General features: G+C 73.3%; 10 protein-coding genes. 1 reads left to right on the forward strand and 9 read right to left on the reverse strand.

Translation table 11 applies throughout. The annotated features are described in order from the left end of the window. Positions 1-135: 135 nt before the first annotated feature. The 6 genes from ACH5A8_RS30155 to ACH5A8_RS30180 all read right to left on the reverse strand — a co-directional run bounded on the left by ACH5A8_RS30155 (position 136) and on the right by ACH5A8_RS30180 (position 6914). Complete coding sequence (locus ACH5A8_RS30155; protein ID WP_399007131.1) at positions 136-798, reverse strand: hypothetical protein; 663 nt, start codon at positions 796-798, stop codon at positions 136-138. 222 nt (positions 799-1020) lie between these two features. After that, positions 1021-1851, reverse strand: coding sequence for an ammonia-dependent NAD(+) synthetase (nadE, locus tag ACH5A8_RS30160; RefSeq protein ID WP_399007132.1), 831 nt, complete (start codon positions 1849-1851; stop codon positions 1021-1023). 197 nt (positions 1852-2048) lie between these two features. Next, positions 2049-3500 carry a WGR domain-containing protein gene (locus ACH5A8_RS30165; protein WP_399007133.1) on the reverse strand — a complete coding sequence of 484 codons (1452 nt, stop codon included), beginning with the start codon at positions 3498-3500 and terminating at the stop codon, positions 2049-2051. A gap of 198 nt (positions 3501-3698) precedes the next feature. Next, complete coding sequence (locus tag ACH5A8_RS30170) at positions 3699-5360, reverse strand: FG-GAP-like repeat-containing protein (protein WP_399007134.1); 1662 nt, start codon at positions 5358-5360, stop codon at positions 3699-3701. A 211-nt stretch (positions 5361-5571) separates the two neighbouring features. Continuing rightward, on the reverse strand, positions 5572-6483 hold the full coding sequence (locus ACH5A8_RS30175) for a hypothetical protein (protein ID WP_399007135.1): 912 nt from the start codon (positions 6481-6483) through the stop codon (positions 5572-5574). Next, complete coding sequence (locus tag ACH5A8_RS30180; RefSeq protein ID WP_399007136.1) at positions 6480-6914, reverse strand: hypothetical protein; 435 nt, start codon at positions 6912-6914, stop codon at positions 6480-6482. The genes ACH5A8_RS30175 and ACH5A8_RS30180 overlap by 4 nt, the downstream gene beginning before the upstream one ends. A gap of 119 nt (positions 6915-7033) precedes the next feature. Here ACH5A8_RS30180 and ACH5A8_RS30185 point away from each other — a divergent pair, with 119 nt between their 5' ends. Then, the gene (locus ACH5A8_RS30185) at positions 7034-10666 is read left to right on the forward strand and encodes a CHAT domain-containing protein (protein WP_399007137.1); all 3633 of its coding nucleotides are present in this window, start codon (positions 7034-7036) and stop codon (positions 10664-10666) included. A 7-nt stretch (positions 10667-10673) separates the two neighbouring features. Here ACH5A8_RS30185 and ACH5A8_RS30190 read toward each other — a convergent pair whose 3' ends face one another. The 3 genes from ACH5A8_RS30190 to ACH5A8_RS30200 form a co-directional block, all read right to left on the reverse strand. Beyond that, complete coding sequence (locus tag ACH5A8_RS30190) at positions 10674-11849, reverse strand: tetratricopeptide repeat protein (protein WP_399007138.1); 1176 nt, start codon at positions 11847-11849, stop codon at positions 10674-10676. Between the two features lie 253 nt (positions 11850-12102). After that, on the reverse strand, positions 12103-13536 hold the full coding sequence (locus tag ACH5A8_RS30195) for a DHA2 family efflux MFS transporter permease subunit (protein WP_399007139.1): 1434 nt from the start codon (positions 13534-13536) through the stop codon (positions 12103-12105). A gap of 217 nt (positions 13537-13753) precedes the next feature. Further along, positions 13754-14323 (reverse strand): TetR/AcrR family transcriptional regulator, encoded by a 570-nt coding sequence (locus ACH5A8_RS30200; protein WP_399007140.1) that lies wholly within the window; start codon positions 14321-14323, stop codon positions 13754-13756. Positions 14324-14590: the final 267 nt, after the last annotated feature.

Raw genomic sequence — 14590 nt, forward strand, 5'->3', positions numbered from 1 at the left:
GGGCGGCGCGGGCGGGAGTCCGGGGGCGGCGCGGGCGGGAGCCCGGGGGCCGCGCGGGCGGGAGTCCGGGGGCGGCGCGGGCGGGAGCCCGGGGGCCGCGCGGGCGGGAGTCCGGGACTGCGCGGGCGGGACCGCTCAGTCCGTGGCGGGGACGACGGCGGCGTCGGCGGTGATCTCGTCGAGTTCGCGGAGGGCGGGGGCCTGCGGAGCGCCGCTGGTGATGCCGAGGAGGAAGGCGGTGCGGGTGTCATCGGCCGTGACGACGGTCATCTCCAGATGTGCGGTGGTTCCGTCCGTGGCCGTGATGCGCAGGACCACGGTGTGGGCCGGGCGGCCGTCGACCGTAGTGGGCCGGGAGTCCTCGACCAAGGCGTGGCTGTCCGGGTAGAAGAACTCGGCGTTGGAGCGAGCGGCGGCGTCGGCGGCACGGGCCAGGCCGGCGCGGGGCACCGGCTGCCCGGCGCGGCCGGTCATGACGACGCTGCCCTGGCCGTCCGCTCCCTTCCTCGTCATCTGCGAGGAGAAGCCGTCGACGAGGTCCTCGTCCTTGGCCGCGTCGTGCTCCCAGCCCTCCGGGACGGCGTAGGAGAGACCGGCCTCGGCGTCGGTCACCCGGGGCCTGCCGGCGAGCGGGTCGGCCTGCCCTCGGTTCGTCCACCACACGGTGGCGCCGGCGAGGGCCAGGACCAGGGCCGCCACGAGGCCGATCAGCAGACCGCGACGAGGGCGCGCGGGCGGCGGCTGGGAAGCGGCGCAGGCGGGCGCGGGCGGCGGGAAGCCGGGCGAGGAAGTCGTCATGCCGGTCAGCCTCCCAGCCCGCCCGCTGCCCCGGCTGAGTCGTCGTACTCAAATCCACCCTCAGGCGGCTTCCGCGTACTCACCCACGGGTGTCCGTACGCGAACACCCGGCCCACCGCCGACGAGGGCCGGCTCGAGCTCCCCGGTCCGAGGCACAGGGGCCCATGAGCTCAGGGACCCGCCCAGGAGCTCGGAGAATCGAACCAGGACGCGCTCAGTCGCTCACGGAGCGATCGGCAGCTGCCGCTTGTGCTCGGTGAGCCGGTAGCGGCGGACGATGGCCTCGAAGGCGGCCTCGGTGACCGGCTTGCCCTCCAGGAAGTCGTCGATGTCGTCGTAGGTGACTCCGAGCGCGTCCTCGTCGGGCTTGCCCGGGTCCAGGGTCTCCAGGTCGGCGGTCGGGATCTTGCCCACCAGCCCGGACGGCGCGCCCAGCTCCTGCGCCACGGCCCGTACACGCCGCTTGGTGAGGCCGGTGAGCGGCACCACGTCGGCCGCTCCGTCGCCGAACTTGGTGAAGAACCCGGAGACCGCCTCCGCGGCGTGGTCGGTGCCGACGACCAGTCCGTCCTGCGCGCCCGCCACCGCGTACTGGGCGATCATGCGCTGCCGGGCCTTGATGTTGCCCTGCACGAAGTCCTGGTGGTGCGCGTCCCGGAAGACCGTGCCACCGGCGACCACCGCTTCCAGGGCGGCGTCGGAGGCCGACTTCACGTCGACGGTCAGGACCTGGTCGGGGCGGATGAAGTCCAGCGCCAGCTGCGCGTCCTTCTCGTCCGCCTGGACGCCGTACGGCAGCCGCATCGCGAAGAACGTGGCCTCCCGGCCGGTGGCGCGGACCCGCTCGACGGCGAGCTGGCACAGCCGGCCGGCGGTCGTGGAGTCCACGCCCCCGCTGATTCCCAGGACCAGCGAGCGCAGCCCCGTGGAGATCAGCCGGTCGGCGAGGAAGGCCACTCGGCGCTCGATCTCCTGCCCCGCGTCGAAGGACGCGCTCACCTGGAGATCACGGGCGATCTCCTGCTGCAGGGACATGGACGCCACGTCGGTCACGGGTTGCTCCTCGGTCGGTGCGTAGACGGTGTCGCGAGGCGCCGCCGCTCCGGTGCGGGCACCGGTGCACGGCCGCGGTCGCTCGCCGAGCATGATGCCACCCCTCGCCGCCGGGCCGGACGACGGCCGTAGGCGAGCGGGTGCCACGGCGGGCCTCGTCTACGCATGCCCGCGCCCGCCCCGTCGCATGCGAGCGGTCACAGCAGGCGGCGGATGTCGCCGCGGACCCGGTAGAAGCCGCCGGCCGCCGGGTGCAGGGCGTCGACGACGTAGCGGGCCCCCGGCTCGCGTATCGCACGGGGGAACTGCACGTTCCAGGAGTGGTCGTAACCCTCGGACACCACGTGGACGCGCAGCCGGCCGCTGTACTGGACGCATTCGACGACGATCGCCCCGGCGGGCGCCTGGGCCACGGCGGTCACCGCGGCGACGGTCGTGGCCGGCGCGTAGGCCGGCAGGGCCGCGGCGAGCTTGACGTCCCGGGCCACCGGTACCGTGCCCTGCTGCGCCGCCGCGACGGCGGTCTCGCTCGCGTCCACGCACAGCAGCGCGCCGTCCGTGGTCACCAGGTACAGCCGCTCGTCGTGGTACTGCATCGACAGGGCCGAGCCGCCGCCCGTGGCCAGCTTCCACAGACGGGACCCGTCCTGGTCGAAGCAGTAGACCGACGAGGCCGCGTCACCGGCGAAGACGAACCGGCCGCCGGGCGAGGTGGCGCACGAGTAGACCGCGCTGTCGCAGGCGTAGGTGGCCTCGATCGCCCCGTTCGTCTTGGACAGCCGCTGGACCACGCGGTGCGCCGTCCCCGCGTACAGGGTGTCGTCCTCCTGCCAGCCGAACAGGACTCCGCCCCGGGTCTGGGTGTGCCAAAGCTCCCCGCCGCCGTCGGGCGTGTAGGCGGTCACGCCCCGCTGGTGGCCGTGGTAGACGGCCCGGTCGTCGGCGCGGACCATCCAGGCGTGCTCGCCCTGGCTGCGGCGGGCCCACTGGTGCTCGTCCTCGTGGTCGATGACGGTGATCCGGCCCGCGCGGTCCGAGACGTTCAGCACGCCCTCATGGATGTCCAGCCAGAAGATGTCGACGTCGGCCGAGATGTCGTACGCGGCGAACGGCAGCTTGGAGGACAGGTCGTACACCTTGCCGTCGTCGCAGCCGGCGTAGATCCAGAAGTCGTCGGCGACCAGGCACTTCACGCCGTCGGGGAGGCTGAAGCGGGCGCGGACGCCACCGTCGTGGTCCAGGGTGTAGACGTCGCCCGCCTGATTGCCGACCCAGCAGTGCTCGTCGTCGACGTGGATGCCGAACGCCGCGGAGCCGGTGGCGAAACGCCACAGCACGGGCGCCACGGCGCGCGCGGTGGACGGCGCGGAGGACACCTGCCGGCGGGTCACCGCGCGCGGGGCGCGCTGTCCGGGAACGGCCGGGGCGTATCCCTTGCGGACCTTCTCCCCCACCTTCTTCGCGGCGGCGGCCCGTGCCTTGTCCGCCGAGGGGAACGTCGAGGTCTGGGTCTGCCCGGCGGCTCCTATGCGGCCGTAGCGGACCGTCACCACCTGGCCGTCGACGGAGACTTCGTAGAACTTGTGCGCGCCGCCGCCGTCCTGCGACAGCTCCAGGTACGTCGTCGACACCGCGTTCCCCGCAGACATGGCAGACCCCTCCCCAGGGCACGGGTCCCCCGGCTCTTCCGGCGGATCCCACTGCTCACACGGTAGGGGCGACCACTGACAACGGCCGGAGACGGGCGAGGGGCTTGCCCCGGCACCGCGGTGCCGGGGCAAGCCCCCTTTCTGCCGTTCCTCGCAGCCGCGCTCACACGCGGCGCCGAGGTGTGCCGACCGGTGCCGTCAGTACAGGTCCCGGTAGGTGTTCCAGCCGTTGCCCAGCTTCACCGGGGGCTTGAACTGCCCGCTGCCGCCGGCCGAGTAGCGGAACGCCTCGCCCTTGGAATTGACCGCGACCAGGTCGGCGCGGTTGTCGCCGTCGAGGTCGCCCGGGGAGGCCAGCTTGTTGTACACCTGCCAGCCGTTGCCGACCTTGATCCGCGAGGCGAACGGCGCGGTGGCCGATCCGGTGCCGCGGTACAGGTAGAGCGTGCCCGAGGGCGTGCGCGCGACGATGTCGGTACGGCCGTCGCCGGTGAAGTCGCCACCACCGACGATCTTGTCGTACGCGTTCCAGCCGGAACCGATCCTCAGGCCCGCGGAGAGCGCCGTGCCGTTGCCGTTGCCGCGCTCCAGGTACAGAACGCCGGAGGTGTCGCGGGCGAGCAGGTCGCCCTTGCCGTCGTCGTTCAGGTCGCCCGGACCGAGGAACAGGTTGATCTTGCCCCAGCCGGTGGCCAGGTAGTCGTCGGCGCCGGCGCCGTAGTTGTACAGGACGCCGTCGTACAGCTCCAGCAGGTCGGCGTAGCCGTCCTTGTCGAGCGACGAGGCGTAGGCGACCTTGGCGCCCAGCCAGCCGCCCGTGTCGCTGACCTGGTCGCGCGCGGTGAACTGGCCGTTGTTCTGACCGCCGTACCAGAACAGCGTGCCCTTGGTGTCCAGGCCCATCAGCGACGTCTTGCCGAACCGCGGGGTGGCCCCGCTGCCCACCAGGAGGTCGATGCCGAAGAAGCCGCCGGCGACCTTCTGCCGGGCGACGAACTTCCCGGTCCCGTCCGCCAGGTAGACGTACAGGTCACCGGAGGGCGTGCGGGCGATCACGTCGGCCGTGCCGTCGCCGTTCCAGTCGTAGGCGGCGGCGATCTGGTTGTACGCGTTCCAGCCGCCGCCGAGGCGCACCGCGGCCGCGAGCGGGGCGGTGGTGCTGCCCTTGCCCGCGTAGAAGTACAAGGAGCCGTCGGTGGCGCGGGCGACGACGTCGCCGAGCCCGTCCTTGTTCATGTCGCCGACGCCGACCAGCTGGTCGTAGGCCCCCCAGCCGCCGCCGACCTTGACCCGGGAGCGCCAGGGCGAGCTGTCGCTGCCGGTGCCCTGGTACAGGTACAGGACGCCGTCCGGGGTGCGCGCCAGCAGGTCGGGCCTGCCGTCGCCGGTCACATCGCCGGGGGCGAAGACCTTGTTGTAGATCTGCCAGCCGTTGCCGCTCCAGACGGCGGAACCCGTGCCGCCCGCACCCTCGCTGTGGTACAGGGACAGGGTGCCCGTCATGGACAGGGTCAGGAGCTCCGGACCGCCGGTACCGTCGAGGTTTCCGGGGGTGAGGATGTCCTTGTGGCGCTCGGAGCCGTCACCGTTGCCGATCGTGTACGTGCTGAACGCGCCGTCCGAGCCGCTGAGCCAGACGTGCGTCGTCCCGTCCATGAGCCGGACGAGCGTCTCGTCGATGCCGTCGCCGTCCACGTCGAACTGCGGATCGGAGGCGGCGGCGGTCTTGATGGCGGTGCGCGCCCAAGGCGCCTTCTGGGGCGTCGGGCGGTCGAGCTGGGGCAGCGCGGACTTGGAGGTCGGCACCTTCACGTCCCGGTGCGGCCCGTCGGCCGCGACGGCGGGTGTGCTGAGCAACATGCCCGCCGCCACCGCGAGGGCGGTGCAGCCAAGCAGCCGGGAACGACGTGCTCTGCCGTACAGGCTTGATATGGACAAAAGCCCCCCACTGATTGAATTGACGTCCGGCCGACATCTGAAGATCAGTCAAGGCCGGTGATCGCGGATTGTATGACATACCTGTGAGTGGTGGGAGACGCGGGACTCACGAAGGACGGCCGCCGACACCGCTTCAGTACCCCTTGCGCAGGATACGTGTGACCGACTCGCCGTCGGCCGGAGTGAACGGACCCTGGATTGGATGCCCCAGGGACGCGGCGAGCGCGGACAGGTGCAGGTCTACGCCCGCCTCGACGAGCTGGGCGAGGTTCTCCATGGCGGTACGGCCCCGCCACCAGCCGATCAGCAGCGCGGCGGCGCCGATCAGGGCGGCGGGCCACCAGCGCGGCCCCAGGCCGAGGTAGAGCAGGCCCCAGGCGGCCGTACGGGCGGCGGCGGTGAACGCGGCCTGCGCCTGCGCGAGGGACGCCCGCACGTCCTCCGGCAGGTTCAGCCACAGCCGTGGCCACACCGTGGCGAGGTCGACGTCGTAGGCGGTGCGGACACGTTCGCCGACGGCGAGCATCCGGTCGCCCGTCCAGGTGGGCAGGCGCGGTCTGACCGGCGCGATCCGGTCGCGGGCGGCGGCGAGGGCGGCGGTGTCCGGCAGCTCCCCGGCCGCGGGCGGGCGGCCCCGCGGCCGGCGCAGCAGGCGGGCCTTCTCGCGCAGCGCCTCCTCGTACCGCGAGGCGGCCTCGTCCCAGCGGCGCTGCCTCCTGCGCGTGAGCGGCCTCCCGCAGCGGCCCCAGGGCCCCGTCCACGCCCGGACGACCAGCTGTCCCAGCGCCTGGGCCACCAGTGAGGCGGCGACCGCCGAGGCCACGGCCGCCAGCGCCACGAGGAGGACGGTGCCGTCGCTGTGCGCGGTGGGCGAGGACGCGAACCGGTCGAAACCGGTGCTCAGCAGCCCGAGGTCCGACCAGTGCCGCCGGCCGAGCCGGGCGGCGACCGCCACGACGCCGACGAACACCACTCCCGGCAGCATGAGCGTGGCCAGCCAGCGCTCGGCGAGCCGGCCGCCCAGCGAGGCCACCCAGGCGGTCACGGATGCCGGTCCGTCCGGAAGCGCGGCAACGGGCAGGCCCACACCGCGCACATCGGAGGCCCGGGCGCAGCCGGCCGGGGAACCTCCACCCGGTCGCAGAGGTCGCCCGGGCAGACGTGGACCTCCTCCAGCGGCCGTGCCGGACCGAGGCCGGGCAGCGGCTCGTAGGGCCCGGGCCCGGTTCCCGGGGCGCCGCGTACGACGGCGCCGGCGCCCACCAGCCCGCACCGCCGCAGCAGTTCCTCCAGCTCCGCCAGGGCCGCCCGCACCTGCTCGTCGCCGGCGTCCGGGGCGCGCAGCCGGCCGAGCACCGCGGCGAACTCGGGCCCGATCAGTTCCTCGGCCTCGGTCAAGTCCTCGCACATGCGCGAGAGCTGGGCCGACGTCCGGGCGCTGACACGGACCCGCGGCGCCCGCTCGCGGTGGCTCATTCCTGCTTCCCCTCCTCCGGCTCCCCGGCCCGTTTCGGCGCGGGGCAGCCACGGCACCTTCCTCGCTCGTATCGTCAGCGTAGTGGGCGAGTTACCCGCCTAGGGGGGAACGGGGCGACATGGCAAGGGAGTTCGACTTCGAGACGTTGCGCGCGAGCTACTTCGAGGGCCTGCGCCTGATGGAGGAGTACCAGCACAGCCGCGACGCGGGCCTGCTGGAGAGGGCCGACGCGCTGCTGCGTCTGGCCCGTGACCACGGACCGCGGGAGGGCCGGGCCGCGGTGACACAGAACATCGGCGCCGTCGCCATGCTCCGCTGGGAGCACACCCGCCAGGAAGGCCATCTCGACACCGCCGTGGCCCTGTTCCGCGACGCCCTGTCCGGCAGCGCCGGCGAGCCGGCCGGGCAACTGCTGTGCCTGCAAGGCCTGGCGCGGGCGCTGCGCGGTTACGCCAGGATGCCGGAGATCGACGAGTGCGTGGCGGCCCACCGCCGGCTGGTGCAGGTGGGCGGGGACCGGGATCCCGACCGGGTGGTGCAACTGCGCGAGGCCGCCGAGGCGTTGCGCACCCGCTACCGGCTGACCGGTGAACCGGCGGATCTGGTCGAGGCGTCGGGGCTGTCCGCGCGGGCGGCCCTGCTGCTGCCGTCCCGGGACCGGCGACGTGCCGAGGAGCTGCGCCTGAGGGCCGAATGCCTCGACCGGGTCTGCGAGAAGGAGCCCGCGGACAGCGGCCCCGAGTCGACCGACGAGCATCATCACAGAGTCGCCGGCTCATCGGGCCGGTCGGGCGGCGGTGCCGGGGCGGCCGGTTCGGATGCCGTCCCGGCCGCGTCCGGCGGTACCTGGGCCGACGAGGCCGTGGCGGCGTGGCGGGACGCGCTCGCCGTCCACCCGGACGGCTCACCCGAGGCGCACCTGTGCCGGTCCGGACTGGGCCACGCCCTGCTCCGGCGCCACCAGCGGCAGCACGAGCCGGAGGACCTCGACGAGGCGGTGATCCTGCTGCACGCCGCGCTGCTCGGGACCATGCTCGCCGACGACGAGGCCGTCGTCCGGGTGGCCGCCCTCTGTGACGCGCTCGTCGTCCGCGCCGGACGCAACGGCTGGACCGGCGACCTGGACAACGCGGTGGCGGCGCTGCGCGTGGCGGCCAGGGCCCACGCCCACCAGCCGCACGAGACGGTCGTGCTGAAGCTGAAGACGACGCAGGCGCTGCTCGCCAAGTACCGCATGGCCGGCGGCCAGGACGTCCTGGACGAGGCCGTGACGGAGGCGCGCGGGGCCCTGGCGGCGACCGGCGAGAACGCGGCCGGCCCTGCCAACACGGTCGTCGCCCACGGCCTGCTGGCCGAGGCGCTGCACGCGCGGTACGAGCTGACGGTCCGGCCCGCCGATCTGGACGAGGCGATCGCGCTGCTGGAACGGGCCGCGACGCTGACCGCGGGAGCCAACCGCGTGGCCGTCACCATGACCCTCGCCGACTGTCTGCTCACCCGGGCCGGCGGCACCCGGCACACGAAGGACGTCCGCCAAGCCGTCGAGCTGCTGCGCACGGCACGCGACCAGGCCGGCCCGCACGGCGCCTACCGGGCCACCCTCTCCAACCGTCTCGGCAACGCCCTTCTGCGCCTGTTCGAGCGCACCGGGGACCAGGAGACGCTGAGCCAGGCGAGTGACGCGTATCAGGCCACCCTCCAGGACCTCAGTCCGCGCGACCCGCGGTACCCGCTGGCCGTGGCGAGCCTCGCCGGCATGCTGCGCATCGCCCACGAGCACACGGGCGCCCTGGAGCCACTGGAGTACGCGGTGGGCTGCCACCGCCACGCCCTGGCCCTGTGCGCCCCCGATCACGACGACCGCAGACTGTTCCTCGACGGTCTCGGCTACGTGCTGCGCAAACGCTACGACGCCACCGGCGACCTCGCTGACCTGCGGGAGTGCGTGGAGGTGCTGCGCGAGGCCGTGGCCGGGTTCCCGGCGCAGCACCCGCAGCAGATGGCGACCCGTTACTCACTGGTGCAGGCGTTGCGCGCCGAGCACCTGCGCACCGGCGATCCGGAACGGGTCCGGGAGGCCGCGGAGGTGGCCGCCGCGGCCGGCCTGGTGCGGACCGCCCCGGTCAGCCGCCGCGTCGAGGCCCTGGACGTCCTCGGACACTGCCGGGCGACGCTGGGCGACTGGACGGCGGCGGCCGACGCGCTCGGTGAGGCGGTCGCGCTGCTGCCCCGGCTCGCCTCCCGCAACCGGCTGCGCGTGGACCAGCACCACGACCTGGCCGGGACATCGGGCGTCGCCATGTCGGCGGCGGCGTGCGCACTGAACGCCGGACGGCCACAGCGGGCTCTCGAACTGCTGGAGCAGGGCCGCGGCGTGCTCCTCAGCCGCAGGCTCACGGCCCGCGGCGGACTCGGCCGGCTGTGGGCCGCCGACCCGGGACTCGCACAGGCCTACGAACGGTTGCGGCGCGAGTTCGACGCGCCCGAGCCGGACCGCCTCCCGGACCCGGACCCGCTCACGCGGGGAACCTTCCGGTCACCGGACGCGAGCCGCGACCGGGAGGCGGAGTGGGAGGCGCTGCTCGGCCGGATCCGGGCCCTGCCCGGACTCGACGACTTCCTGCGCCCGGCCACCGCCCGCGAACTGCTCGCCGGAACCGGTACGGAGCCGGTCGTCCTGCTCACGACCACCAAGTACCGCTGTGACGCGCTCATCCTGCGCGCGGGACGCCTCGATGTGCTGCCGCTGCCGGAGCTGACACTCGAGGACGCGATCCACAACGCGACCGCGCTCGGCGCCGCGGCCGCGGAGGCGCACGACCCGAAGGTCCGGGTGCGCGGCCGGATGGCGGCGCAGGAGACGGTCCGGCAGATCCTCGACTGGTTGTGGCGCACCACGGTGGGGCCCGTCCTGGACCGGCTCGGCCATCACGGTCCGCCGCGGCGCGGCGGACCGTGGCCCCGGGTCACCTGGTGCCCCACCGGGCCGATGGCGTTCTTCCCCCTGCACGCGGCGGGTCCGGCGGGTGACGACGGCGCCGGCGCCCCCACAGCTGCCGCTGCGCGCACGGCGGCACCGGGCGCGTGCGCGCTCGACCGGGCGGTGTCGTCCTACTCCCCCACCGTCGAGGCGCTGATCAGGGTCCGGTCCCGGCCGCCGGCCGGCCCGGCGCGGACCAGGGCGTGCGTGGTCGCCATGAGCAGCACGCCCGGCGGACACGCGGTGCTGCCCTCCGCGCTGCCGGAAGCGCGTCTGGCCGCGGACGCCCTGCCCGGGGCGCGTGTCCAGGCCGACGAGGGCGCCACCCGGGAGCGGGTGCTCGCCGCGCTCGCCGAGGTGACGCACGCCCACTTCGTCTGCCACGCGGTCTCCGACCCGTCCGACCCAGCGGCGGGCCGGCTGCTGGTCCACGACCACGTGGACCACCCGCTGACCGTCGCCGACGTCTCGGCTCTCGGCCTGGACCAGGGTGAGCTGGCGTACCTCTCGGCCTGCTCCACGACCCGCAGCACTCCCCGGCTCACCGACGAGGCCGTGCACATCACGGGAGCCTTCCTGCTCGCCGGCTTCCGCAACGTCATCGGCACCCTGTGGGAGACCGACGACCAGGCCGCGCTGGAGATCGCCCGGCGCTACTACGCGACGCCCGCGCCACCGCCGTACGCGCTGCACACGGCGGTCCGCGCACTGCGCGACCGTTACCCCCGCACGCCCAGCCTGTGGGCGGCGCACACGCACACGGGGGCGTGACCGCTCGTCACCGCGCCTCGCGGACCCGGGCGAGGAGAGCACGGACCCATTCGGTGTCCGGGTGGCCGGGGCCGAGGGTGCGTTCGCGGCCGGCCAGACAGGCTCGGGCCTCGCGCTCCGCGCCGGCGCGGTCCCCGACGGCGGCCAGCACCTCCGCCAGCGCGGAGCGCGCCTGGAGGGTGGCGGGGTGGTCGGCTCCATGAGCGCGTTCGTAACCGGCGACCACCTCCTCCAGGGCGCGGGCCGCCTTGCGGGAGCGGCCGCAATGGTCGAGGGCGTCGGCGAGGCCGTGGCGGGCGTGCAGGGTCACCTCGTGATCGGGGCCCAGTGCGCGTTCGGCCTCCCTGAGCAGTGGCCGCGCCTTGCCGAGGGCCTCGCGGGCCCGGCCGAGGCTGATCAGCACGGTGACATGGTTGCTGCGGGCCTGGAGGGTGCGCGGTGACGTCCGGCCCTCGGCCCGTTCGAGTCCGGCCGCCGCGGCGGCGCAGACCCGCTCGGCGTCCTCCAGCCGCCCCAGCGAGCGCAGCGCGCCGACCAGCTTCATCCGGGCCAGCAGCGTCTCCGGCGCGTCCTCGCCCAGCGTCCGGGCCATCCCGTCGGCGACCTTCCGCTGCACCGGCTCCGCCTGGTCCGGCCGGCCCAGGTGGAGCAGGATCTCGCCCAGGTTCGTGCCGCTGGTCAGCGTGTCGGGCTCCTCCTCCCCCAGGACCCGGCACCGTCTGTCGTACACCGTCCGCTGCACGCGCGCGGCCTCGGTGTAGGCGCCCTGGGTGAACAGGGCGAAGGCCAGGCTGTGTTCCGAGGCGAGCGTGTCGGGGTGGTCCGGCCCCAGCGAGGCGCGCCGGGCGGCGGCGATCTGGCGGTACGTCGTGACGGCTTCCGCCACCTCGTTCTGCTCCATCAGGAACCGCGCGTACGCCGTGCCGGTGCGCAGGGTCCGCGAGTCGGTCATCCCGTACTCGCCGATTTCATGACGGTACTTCAGGGCCAGGGACATCGTGGGGCCGAGGGTGATGTCGATGACGGTGGTGCCGTCGGCCCGTGTGGACGAGCTGACGGTGAACGGCTCGTCCTCATCACCACCACCACTGCCGCCGGGGCGGCCGCCACCACCGTCGCCGCCTGACCGCTGTTCCGCGCGACCGGGTCTCCGGCCGATCCACTTCCGTCCGTCGCCGTCCATGGGTGCTCCCTGGCCTGCTGGGGTCTGGACCGGTTCTCCTCTTCTCCGGTCGACGCCCGGGCCTCGCCCTGCGGTTCCCGCCCTCGGCCTTCGCCGTGCTGCCGACCGCCGAGCGCTCTGAGACGGGCCCTGGGCTATTACGGCGTAATAATCGCGTGCCCCGGAACCACCGGACCGCACCTCGGAAACGACCGCTCCCCGGCCGGCTCGGAGAGAGCCGGCCGGGGCCGTCGGAGACGGTGTGCGTTCTCCGTCAGCTCATCGTGGGCTCCACGCTGACATGGTCGACTGTCTCCGAGGAGGCCACAGGGCGCTCGGTGACGACCTGGGCGGGAGCGGCGCGGCGCCTGCCGGGAATCAGCAGGGCCGCGACCGCGGCGAGCGCCACCACCACGGCCCCGACCATGAGCGCGGGCCGCAGACCGTCGACGAAGCTCTGTGCACTCTCGTATCCGCCCTGAGCGGCGAAGATCGAGGACATCACCGCGACGCCGAGCGCTCCGCCGACCTCGCGCAAGGCGTTGTTGGCACCGGAGGCGATGCCCTGCTGCTCCGGCCGGACGCTCGACATGACCAGGTTGGCGGCCGGGGCGAAGTACAACGCCATGCCCACACCACTGATGATCAGGGCGGGCAGCTGGGTGGTGTAGGAGGTGTCCGCGGTCACCACGACCGCCATGTAGCCGAGACCGACCGCCTGCAGGAAGAGCCCCGCGGCGACGACCGGGCGGCCGCCGATCCGGTCGGAGAGGACGCCCGCGACCGGCGCGATGAGCATCGGCATACCGGTCCAGGGCAGCATCCGCAGCCCCGCCTGGGTGGGCGAGTAGCCGAGCACTCCCTGCATGTACTGGCTGAGCAGGAAGATCGAGCCGAACATGCCCAGGAACATCAACAGGCTCGCGGCGTTGATCCCGGAGAAGGCGCGGGAGCGGAACAGCCGCATCGGCAGCATCGGGTTCTGGGCGCGGATGCCGTGCAGCACGAAGCCCGTCAGGAGCGCCGCGCCCGCGAACAGCCCGGTCAGCACCAGGGAGCTGGTCCAGCCGTCGGAGGGGCCGCGGACCAGACCGTAGACGATGCCGAAGAGGCCACCGCTGGCGAGAAGGGTGCCGGGGATGTCGAGGCGCGCACCGGTGCCATGGGACTCGTCCAGGCGCAGACGGGCGAGCGGCATGACGGCGAGACCGAGCGGAACGTTCAGCCAGAAGATCCAGTGCCAGGAGACGTGTTCGGTGAGGCTGCCGCCGATGAGCGGACCGGAGGCGACGGCGAGCCCGTTCACCGCGCCCCATATCCCGTACGCGGTCCCACGCTTGGCCGGTGGCACCGCGGCGGTCAGCAGGGTCAGGGTCAGCGGCATCATCACCGCCGCACCGGCACCCTGGACCGCGCGGGCGGCGATGAGGGAGTCGATGCCCGGCGCCATGGCCGCGGCGGCGGACGCACCGGTGAAGACAGTGAGGCCGACCATGAAGAGCCGTCGGCGGCCGAACCGGTCGCCGAGGGCCGCGCCGAACATCAGCAGGACGGCGAAGGTGAGCGTGTAGGCGCTCACGGTCCACTCCAGGTCGTCCAGCGCTCCCCCGAGGTCCTTGCGGAGGGAGGGCAGAGCGGTGGTGACCACGAGGTTGTCGAGGGCCGCCATGAAACCGGCGACGCTGGTGATGACGAGGGCCCAGGCCATGGCCCCGCGGCGAGGTGAGCTCTGCGATTCCTGTCGGCCGGCACGGCCGGTGCGATCCGTTCGGTTGTTTGCCTTCTGTTGTGCCATCTCTCCCCCAGTGGCGCTGTGACGGTGGTGATCGCGTGTGCGACCTTCACTTAGTTATCGATGACTAACTTTGGCGGGCAGGAGAAGGCCCCCGCGCGCTCACTCGAGTGCTCCTCCCCCTCAGCCCTCGCTACTTCTCCAGTCGGCCATGGACTCGGGCGGACGGGTAGAGCCCTTCCCACACCCGGTGCTGGGGCGGGAACCCCATGGCCACCAACGTATTGATGAGCATGCCGTACGCCAGGAACGTCGTCGTCTCGTTGACGTCCGCACCGAGCGGAAGGTGGACCGCCTCCCACAGCCGCATCCAGCCGGCACGCACGGCCTCGCCGAACTCGTGGTCGCCGTCGGCCTCGGCGGCGGCCACCGCGACGTAGGTCTGCATCTGCATGGTGAGCAGTTCGGGCCGTTCGACAATGACCCTGCTGTACGCGTTGGCCATGGAGTGCAGGGCCTCTTGACCCTCCAGTCCTTCAGCGGCCTCGTGGAAGATGCGGATCACCTCCTCGGTGCAGCGGTCGACCGCCGCGAGGAAGATCGCCTTCTTGCCCGGGAAGAGCCGGAACAGATACGGCTGCGAGACGCCGACCCTCCGGGCGATCGCCTCGGTGGAGGTGCCGTAGTAGCCACCGCGGGCGAACTCGCTCGTCGCCGCGCGGATGACGCTCTCACGCCGTTCCTGCGCGCTCATCCTGACCATGCAAGTAAGTTAGCACTCAATTACTAACGCCCACAAGGCCTTTCGCCGAGCGAGGCGCCCTCCTCGGTCCTCCTGGTCCGGAGAGGCCGGACACTTCTCGGACTTTGAGGCCCTTCAGCCCCTTCGGACCCTGCAGGGCGGGGCTGTCGGAGGGCGGAAGCTATTACGGCGTAATAACCCGCCCTCCGACAAACGGCTCTGCCGGGGCATCAGGCCCCGAGCCCGGGCGTCCTCCAGCCCCGCGTCCCTCGGGCCTCCCGTCCCTCG

Origin of the sequence: Streptomyces sp. NPDC018610 (assembly GCF_044391765.1) — a bacterium.
Lineage (GTDB): Bacteria > Actinomycetota > Actinomycetes > Streptomycetales > Streptomycetaceae > Streptomyces.

What these genes read in the sequence shown, in the direction of transcription:
- ACH5A8_RS30155 (WP_399007131.1), bottom strand. Translation starts at nt 798, where the DNA reads ATGACGACTTCCTCGCCCGGCTTCCCGCCGCCCGCGCCCGCCTGCGCC.
- ACH5A8_RS30185 (WP_399007137.1), top strand. Translation starts at nt 7,034, where the DNA reads ATGGCAAGGGAGTTCGACTTCGAGACGTTGCGCGCGAGCTACTTCGAG.
- ACH5A8_RS30195 (WP_399007139.1), bottom strand. Translation starts at nt 13,536, where the DNA reads ATGGCCTGGGCCCTCGTCATCACCAGCGTCGCCGGTTTCATGGCGGCC.
- ACH5A8_RS30190 (WP_399007138.1), bottom strand. Translation starts at nt 11,849, where the DNA reads ATGGACGGCGACGGACGGAAGTGGATCGGCCGGAGACCCGGTCGCGCG.
- ACH5A8_RS30165 (WP_399007133.1), bottom strand. Translation starts at nt 3,500, where the DNA reads ATGTCTGCGGGGAACGCGGTGTCGACGACGTACCTGGAGCTGTCGCAG.
- ACH5A8_RS30200 (WP_399007140.1), bottom strand. Translation starts at nt 14,323, where the DNA reads ATGGTCAGGATGAGCGCGCAGGAACGGCGTGAGAGCGTCATCCGCGCG.
- ACH5A8_RS30170 (WP_399007134.1), bottom strand. Translation starts at nt 5,360, where the DNA reads ATGTTGCTCAGCACACCCGCCGTCGCGGCCGACGGGCCGCACCGGGAC.
- ACH5A8_RS30180 (WP_399007136.1), bottom strand. Translation starts at nt 6,914, where the DNA reads ATGAGCCACCGCGAGCGGGCGCCGCGGGTCCGTGTCAGCGCCCGGACG.